Origin of the sequence: Pseudomonas sp. S4_EA_1b, assembly GCF_016307435.1 — a bacterium.
GTDB lineage: Bacteria > Pseudomonadota > Gammaproteobacteria > Pseudomonadales > Pseudomonadaceae > Aquipseudomonas > Aquipseudomonas rhodesiae.
On sequence record NZ_JAEILC010000035.1, the window covers coordinates 213,690 to 220,936 of the forward strand.

The 7,247-nt window shown below is 60.9% G+C and carries 4 protein-coding genes; all 4 read left to right on the forward strand.

Annotation, left to right across the window (positions count from 1 at the left end; all coding sequences use genetic code 11):
* Positions 1-74 precede the first annotated feature (74 nt).
* Positions 75-2,033, forward strand: a complete 1,959-nt coding sequence (locus tag YA0848_RS12555; RefSeq protein WP_169902308.1) for a type VI secretion system Vgr family protein — start codon at positions 75-77, stop codon at positions 2,031-2,033.
* The gene (locus YA0848_RS12560; protein ID WP_034101512.1) at positions 2,030-2,464 is read left to right on the forward strand and encodes a DcrB-related protein; all 435 of its coding nucleotides are present in this window, start codon (positions 2,030-2,032) and stop codon (positions 2,462-2,464) included. The genes YA0848_RS12555 and YA0848_RS12560 overlap by 4 nt, the downstream gene beginning before the upstream one ends.
* 12 nt (positions 2,465-2,476) lie before the next feature.
* The gene (locus YA0848_RS12565; protein WP_169902307.1) at positions 2,477-6,886 is read left to right on the forward strand and encodes an RHS repeat-associated core domain-containing protein; all 4,410 of its coding nucleotides are present in this window, start codon (positions 2,477-2,479) and stop codon (positions 6,884-6,886) included.
* 5 nt (positions 6,887-6,891) lie between these two features.
* Positions 6,892-7,247 (forward strand): hypothetical protein (locus YA0848_RS12570; RefSeq protein ID WP_198731301.1); only part of this gene is annotated, 356 nt, incomplete at its 3' end.

Consider the following 7,247-nt stretch of genomic DNA (forward strand, 5'->3'; position numbering starts at 1 on the left):
ACTGACACACTGCTATCGGGGGCAAGCCCCCTCCCACATTTGGACTGGGTTCCTTCAGTTATTAGGGTACTTCGATGCTATTCAACCAAGCCTCACGCCTGGCCAAAATCACCAGCCCCCTCGGGCCGGATGTGCTGCTGCTCAATGAAATGGGCGGTGGTGAAGAGTTGGGGCGCCTGTTCAATTACGAGCTGCAACTGACGTCCCTGGACGCCAACATCGACCTCAACCAGTTGCTCGGCAAACCCATGAGCGTCGGCCTGCAATTGGCGGACGGCGGCGAGCGGCACTTCCACGGCATCGTCGCGCGGTGCAGCCAGAACATTGATCAAGGCCAGTTCGCCAGTTACCAAGTGACGCTGCGCCCGTGGTTCTGGCTGCTGACTCGGACCTCGGACTGCCGGATTTTCCAGAACCTGAGCATCCCGCAGATCATCAAGCAGGTGTTCCGCGACCTGGGCTTTTCCGACTTCGAAGACGCCCTGAGCCGGCCGTATCGCGAGTGGGAATACTGCGTGCAGTACCGCGAAACCAGCTTCGATTTCGTCAGCCGCTTGATGGAACAGGAAGGCATCTACTACTTCTTCCGCCATGAGCAGGACCGCCATGTGCTGGTACTGGCCGATGCCTATGGCGCCCACACCACCGTGCCGGGCTACGCGTCGGTGCCGTACTACCCCAAGGATGAGCAACAGCGCGAACGCGACCATATGCACAACTGGCATTTGGCGCAGGAGGTGCAGCCGGGCTCCCTGGAACTCAACGACTACGACTTCCAGCGCCCCAGCGCCAGCATCGACGTGCGCTCGGCCATGCCGCGCCCACATACCGCCGGCGACTACCCGCTCTACGACTACCCCGGCACCTATGTGCAAAGCGAAGACGGCGAGCACTACGCGCGCACCCGCATCGAAGCGCTGCAAACCCTGCACGAACAGATCGAGTTTGCCGGCAATGCACGCGGCCTGGGATCGGGCCATCTGTTCAGCCTCACCGGCTTCAGCCGCCAGGACCAGAATCGCGAATACCTGATCGTTGGCATCCGCTACTACATCGTCCAGGAAAACCTCGAAAGCGGCGGCGGTTCGGCCTCGGCGCAGTTCGAAAGCAGCCTGACCTGCATCGACGCACAGCAAAGCTTCCGCCCGTTGGCCACCACTCACCGGCCCATCGTCAAAGGCCCGCAAACCGCACTGGTGGTCGGCCCCAAAGGCGAGGAAATCTGGACCGACCAGTACGGCCGCGTAAAGGTGCATTTCTATTGGGACCGTCACGACCAATCCAACGAAAACAGCTCGTGCTGGATTCGTGTGTCGCAGTCCTGGGCCGGCAAGAACTGGGGCTCGATGCAGATTCCGCGGATCGGCCAGGAGGTGATTGTGAGCTTTCTGGAAGGCGACCCGGACCGACCGATCATCACCGGGCGGGTGTACAACGCCGAGCAGACCGTGCCCTACGACCTGCCCGAGAACGCAACCCAGAGCGGCATGAAAAGCCGCTCCAGCAAGGGCGGCACGCCGGCCAACTTCAATGAAATCCGCATGGAGGACAAGAAGGGCCTGGAGCAGCTGTATATCCATGCCGAGCGCAACCAGGACATCGTGGTGGAGGTGGATGAGAGCCACTCCGTCGGGCACGACCGCAACAAGAGCATTGGCCATAACGAGACGGTAACCATCGGCAACAACCGCCTGCGCATCGTCAAGCAGGAAGACATCCTTTCGGTGGGCCAGCGCAAGACCGACAGCATCAGCCAGAGTTACGTGATCGAAGTTGGCGAAAACCTGCGCCTGGTCTGCGGCGAAAGCATCCTGGAGTTGAATGCCAGCGGGCAGATCAACCTCACCGGCGTAAACATCAGCTTCTATGCCAGCGGCGATGCCGAGATCAATACCAAAGGCGTGCTGCACCTCAATAACGGCGGCGGCCCTGGCGCCACGCCCGATGGACAGGGCCAGAAAACCAGCATCGACGCCAATATCAAAGCCGCGTTCCCCGCGCCGAAAGCTCCTGACGAGACCCGTTTGCCATGACGTACCGAATCAACGAATTCCAGTTCCAACTGCCGGCGAGCGAGCTGCAGGATGCGACGATCAACATCCTCAAGTTCCCGGAGCTGGGCACATCCCTGATCGTCAGCCGCAGCCAACTGGCCGACGGCGAAACCCTGCACAGCAACTTCAACGACCAGCTCCAGCGCCTGGAAAAACAGGTGCAGGATCTGCGCTATCAACCGGGCGTTGACGTGCGCTTGGGCGCCGCGCAGGAAGTGGAAGGCATCGAGCTGCGCAGCCAGTTCAACAAGGGCAACGACAAGGTGTTCCAATACCAGCTGGCGCTGGTGATACCGGGCACGCGCAAGATGCTCGCCTTGAGTTATGTGAAGGCCGAGAAGCTTGGGGAGGCCGAAGCGGCGCATTGGGCGCTGATCAAGAACTCGCTGTCGTTCGACGCCATTTCCTGATGAGCTGCCTGCATGTCTGACGCGCTTTGGGCGGCCCGCATGGGCGATGCGCTCTCCCACACTTCGATGATGGCCGATATCCTCGGCGGTGTGCTGGAAGTGGCGGCCAACATCGCGATCACGGCGGTGGCGACGGCGGCGGTGGTTGCCGCCACCGGGATTACAGTGGCCACTGGCGGGCTCGGTTGCTTCCTGTTGGGCGCCGTGGTGGGCACGGTTGTCGGCCTGGCCATGAGCAAGACCGGCGCGGACAAAGGCTTATCGAATTTATGCGAAAGCTTCAGCAACGCCCTGTTTCCGCCCACGGTGCAGGCGAACATCCTCACCGGTTCCACCAACACCCTGACCAATAACATTCCGGCCGCTCGCGCCGCCGGGGCGATCACCTCTCACGTCGCACCCGCCGGCACTGAGCTGGAAGAGCCCGCGCCCGAGCCCGAGCCAGAAGCCAGCTTCCTGGACATGGCCGAGAGCTTCTTCTCACAGATGTGGCGCCCCACGGTGGCCACGCCCGCCCCCGGTGCCGAACCCAAGCCGCTGGATCAGGTGGCGTGCACAAAACATCCGCCGATGCCGCCGCAGTTTCTGGCCGAAGGCTCGGAAAAAGTCACCATCAATGGCCAACCGGCGGTGCGCAGCGGTGACCGCAGCACCTGCGATGCAACGGTGGTCTCGTCGGGGCTGATCTCCTCCAACGTGACCATCGGCGGCGGTTCGGTGGTGGTGCGTGAGATTCGCAGCGGCAAGACACCGGGCGTCGGGCTGGCGGTGACGGCGTTGCTGATGCTCAAGGGCGGCAAGGGCAAGTTCTTCAGCAAGTTGCCCTGCATGTTGATCGGCGGCGCGGCCTCGATGGCCGTCAGCAGTGCGATGGGGGCGATGGCCAACGCGGCGATGGGCTCGTCGAACCCGGTGCACGCGGCCACCGGCGCCAAGGTGCTGGGCGGTGACGAAGAGCTGGATTTCGTCCTGCCCGGCATCCTGCCGATTGATTGGCAGCGGTTCTACAACAGCCGTGACGAACGCACGGGCAGCCTGTTCGGCCCAGGCTGGAGCGTGCCGTATGAAGTCTGCGTCGCCATCCAGCCTCATCCCGACGGCGGTGAAACGCTGATCTACACCGATGAACAGGGCCGGCCTATCGACATGGGCAGCATCCCCCTGGGCGGCGCGGTGTTCAGCGCCGGTGAAGGGCTGGCCGTGCGCCGACACCTCAACGGTGAGCTGCTGATTGAAAGCGATGACGGCCTGTATCGCTTGTTCGAACCCTCCGCCAACCCGGCATTGCTGCGCCTCAGCCAACTCGGCGACCGCAACGACAACCGCATCCATGTCGATTATGACGACGCCGGGCGCCTGGTCCGACTGCGCGATACCTTCGATCTGGTGCAAGTGGAGTTGATCCGTGATCAAGGTCACGTGGTACGACTCGAACGGCTGTACCCCGACCAGCGCCGCGAAGTGCTGGTCAGCTATGGCTATGACGCTATCGGCAACCTGGCTGAGGTCCGCGATGCAACTGGCCAAGTGCAGCGCCGCTTCAGCTACGATGCTGGCCGGCGCATGGTGGAGCACCAGCTACCGACCGGGTTGCGCTGTTTCTATGAGTGGGCCTTGGTTGAAAACGCGGAATGGCGCGTGGTCCGGCACTGGACCGACGAAGGCGACGCCTACCAGTTCGACTATGACTTGCAGGCCGGTATCACGCGGATTACCGACGGCTTGCAACGCGTCAGTACCCGCCACTGGAACACCCAGCACCAGATCGTTCGGTACAGCGACAACCTCGGGCAAACCTGGCTGTTCGAGTGGAACGACGAACGCCAATTGCTCAGCGCCACCGATCCGCTGGGCGGGCGCTATGCGTACAGCTACGACGACGCCGGCAACCTGATCGGCGAGACTGACCCGCTGGGCCGCAGCGACTCGACCTTGTGGCTTGAGCATTGGGCACTGCCGCTGGTGGAGACCGACGCCGCCGACAATAGCTGGGCGTATCGCTACGATCAGCGCGGCAACTGCATCGCCGAAACCGACCCGCTGGGCTATGTCACTCGCTATCGCTATGACGATCACGGCCAGCCCGTAGAAATCATCGACGCCACTGGCAAAAGCAAGAAGCTGCGCTGGAACCCGTTCGGGCAGTTGGTCGAGCACGTGGATTGCTCCGGCTACCCCACCCGCTTCAGCTACGACGAACGCGGCAATTTGCAGGTCATCACCGACGCCCTTGGCGAGCGCACCCTGTTCAGCTATGACGCCCAGGGGCGCCTGCTCAGCAGCCAATTGCCGGACGGGCGCACCGAGCAATACCAACGCAACACCAGCGGCCAACTGGTGGGTTACACCGACCCGGCCGGGCATACCACCCTGTACCAGCACAACCGTCGCGGCCAGGTGCGCCAGCGCATCGACGCCCATGGTCGGCAGGTGCAGTTCGGCTATGACAGCTATGGACGCCTGCAAGCGCTGATCAACGAAAACGGCGAGCGTTATCGGTTTGCCTGGGACGCCGGCGATCGGTTGACCGAGCAGCAGGACCTGGATGGCAGCGCCAAGCGCTACCGCTACGATCCGCTGGACAATGTGATTGCGGTGAGCGCTGTACCGGCCCCGTATGGCAGTGGCTTGGCGGTCGTCCCCGAGACAGCGCCCGCGCCCATCGTCCATCGATTGGAGCGCGACGCCGTTGGCCGCCTGATCGCCAAGACCACCGACGATGGCCGCACGGACTACAGCTACGACGCCGTGGATCAGCTTACGGCGGTGACGTTCACCGACCTGCACGGCAACACCCAGGCCCTGAGCTTCGCCTACGACGCCCTTGGCCAGTTACTCACCGAACAGAGCTCAGCGGGCAGCCTGCACCACCACTACGACGAACTCGGCAACCTGATCCAGACCCAACTGCCCGACGGCCGCTGGCTCAACCGCCTGTACTACGGCAGCGGCCACCTGCATCAGATCAACCTCGATGGCCAGGTGATCAGCGACTTCGAACGCGACCGCCTGCACCGCGAAGTGCTGCGCACCCAGGGCCAGCTCAGCACCCGCAGCGAATACGACCGCAGCGGCCGCCTGCGCGCACGTCAACGTCGTCTGGCGGGCCAGCCGTCGCTGCTGCCGGCAGCCGCGCAGAAACAATTCGAATACGACCCCGCCGACAACCTGATCGGCAAACTCGACCAACAGCCCGCCACACAACACCGCCAACTGCTGCACTACGACGCCACCGGCCGCATCATCGCCAGCCAGGACAACCTGCACGGCCAACGCGAAACCTTCGCCTACGACGCCGCCGCCAACCTGCTCGACGGCCCGCAACCCGGCGCCGGGCGGGTGGTGCACAACAAGCTGCTGACCTACCAAGACAAGCGTTATCGCTATGACGCCTTCGGCCGCACAATCGAAAAACGCAGCACCGCGCGCGGCCTGCAACGCTTTGCCTACGACGCCGAAAGCCGTCTGATCGAAGTACGCAATGAAAACGGCAGCGTGGTCCGGATGACCTACGACCCGCTGGGCCGACGCATCGCGAAAACCGAGCACGGCGGTGACGGGTATCCGCTGGGGGAAACCCGGTTTATGTGGGATGGCCTGCGGTTGTTGCAGGAGCATAGACACAGTCAGACCAGTCTTTACATCTACCAAGACGAAGGCTACGAGCCTATTGCCCGCATTGACGGCAGCGGGCCTCTGCAAAAAATCCGCTACTACCACAACGACCTGAACGGCTTGCCGGAACAACTCACCGAAGCGGATGGGCACACGGTTTGGCAGGCGACATATCGGGTGTGGGGCAACACGCTGGAAGAGGTGCGCGAGCCTTATTACATTGAAGAGCAGAACCTGCGGTTTCAGGGGCAGTATCTGGATCGGGAGACGGGGCTGCACTACAACACGTTCAGGTTTTATGATCCGGATGTGGGGCGGTTTACTACGCCGGATCCGATTGGGTTGGCGGGAGGGTTGAACCTCTATCAATATGCGCCGAATCCCTTTACTTGGATTGATCCGTGGGGATGGGCTTGCAAAAGTGCAGTCAGCGGTAATAAAGGTCGGACCAAGGCGATTCATGACTTGAAACGGAACGGGTTCAAGGTCGTAGCTGAAGAAGTCACCATGAAGGTAAACGGAAAACGTATTCGGGCTGACTTCGTCGCCAAGGACCGTAACGGTAAGTTACATGTATTTGAAGTTAAACATGGCACTGGAAAGCTAACTCCTAACCAAACAGACTCCAAGGTCTTCGACATGACCAAGCCGGCCAACACCACACAACACTTGGGAGGTGGCACGATCAAGCCCTCCGCTGGAACGAAGGGATCGTTCAAGGTTGATACCAAAGGCAAACCGGGCGTTCCGCTGGGTGGAAAAGGCGCACAGCACAACGCAACCTTCAATCTTCTAATCTACAAGTGAATAACATGAGCCTTGAAGTTCGTAAAAATATGGAAGTGGAATTACTGGCAGCGCTGAAGCAAATAACCTCTCCCCACTTCAACCTAAAGGCAAGCAAAAATAAAATTAGCCTACTGGCAGAAAAAGAAAAATTTGGAGAAATCTATCTCCAGCATTTGACAAAAGCCGATGGCTACTATGCCGGAATGGAGATCTATACGTGTGAGGCATTTAGCTTCTGTAAAAACCAGTCTCCTCCCTATCAAAGCCGGCTGTTCAACACATCATTTTTATCGAAGAGCTCTTTGTCGGAAGAAACAAAACAGTTCGGCGACGAGTTGGGCGGAATCATCAAAACTCCGTCAGCTCAGGATATAAATGC

Coding starts and splice junctions, on each gene's coding strand:
- YA0848_RS12565 (WP_169902307.1), top strand. CDS start 2,477: ATGTCTGACGCGCTTTGGGCGGCCCGCATGGGCGATGCGCTCTCCCAC.
- YA0848_RS12555 (WP_169902308.1), top strand. CDS start 75: ATGCTATTCAACCAAGCCTCACGCCTGGCCAAAATCACCAGCCCCCTC.
- YA0848_RS12560 (WP_034101512.1), top strand. CDS start 2,030: ATGACGTACCGAATCAACGAATTCCAGTTCCAACTGCCGGCGAGCGAG.